Source organism: Moraxella sp. (assembly GCF_024227015.1).
In the GTDB taxonomy this organism is placed as follows: Bacteria; Pseudomonadota; Gammaproteobacteria; order Pseudomonadales; family Moraxellaceae; genus Moraxella.
Genome location: NZ_JAAELD010000288.1, coordinates 1 through 1048 on the forward strand (window position 1 = coordinate 1; position 1048 = coordinate 1048).

Below are 1048 nucleotides of genomic sequence, written 5' to 3' on the forward strand. Positions count from 1 at the left end.
ATCAATAATTTAAATATTAATGTCCTGTACAAAAAAACTTTATTGAATCCTTATTCCTTAATTAAAATTAAATACCTGCCGCTTCACGCAGCATCTCCGCCTTATCGATGCGTTCCCAAGTAAACTTCTCCGTCTCTTCACGCCCAAAATGTCCATAAGCGGCAGTCTCTTGATAAATAGGGCGCAATAAATCCAGCATGGATATCAAACCGCGAGGGCGTAAATCAAAATGTTCGCGCACTAACTGTGTCAAACGCGCTTCTTTTACCACCCCTGTACCAAAAGTTTCCACCCGAATTGACATCGGCTCCGCGACTCCAATCGCATAAGAGACTTGAATTTCACAGCGTTCTGCCAAACCTGCGGCGACAATGTTTTTTGCCACGTAGCGACAAGCGTAAGCGGCGGAACGATCAACTTTAGACGGATCCTTTCCAGAAAATGCGCCGCCTCCATGCCGTGCCATACCACCATAAGTATCAACTATAATTTTACGCCCTGTCAAACCACAATCACCCATTGGTCCCCCAATCACAAAACGACCTGTTGGATTAATATAGACCCGCGTCTCCTTATTAAACCACGATGCAGGGAGTACAGGTTTTATAATCTCATCCATCACAGCCTCGTGTAGGGCTTTATTATCAATATCAGGATCATGCTGAGTTGACAAAACAACTGCTTCAACTCCAACAGGTTTACCATCAACATAGCGGAATGTCACTTGACTTTTTGCATCAGGGCGTAACCAGGGCAATGCCCCATCATGGCGCAACTGCGATTGACGCTTCACCAAACGGTGCGCGTAAGTAATAGGTGCTGGCATCAAGACATCCGTTTCATTGCTGGCATAGCCAAACATCAAACCTTGATCACCTGCGCCTTGTTCATGATCATCCGTTTCATCCACACCCATTGCTATATCGGCTGATTGTTGACCAATGCCTGATAATACAGCGCAAGATTCCCAGTCAAACCCTATCTCTGAACTGTTATAACCTATTTTCTTGATTGTTTCACGCACGACATTTTCCACATCCAATGGCGC

1 protein-coding gene is annotated in these 1048 nt (G+C 45.0%); it reads right to left on the reverse strand.

The annotated features are described in order from the left end of the window. Positions 1 to 67 precede the first annotated feature (67 nt). A partial coding sequence (gene metK, locus GY683_RS06655) for a methionine adenosyltransferase (protein WP_297287995.1) occupies positions 68 to 1048 on the reverse strand: 981 nt, incomplete at its 5' end.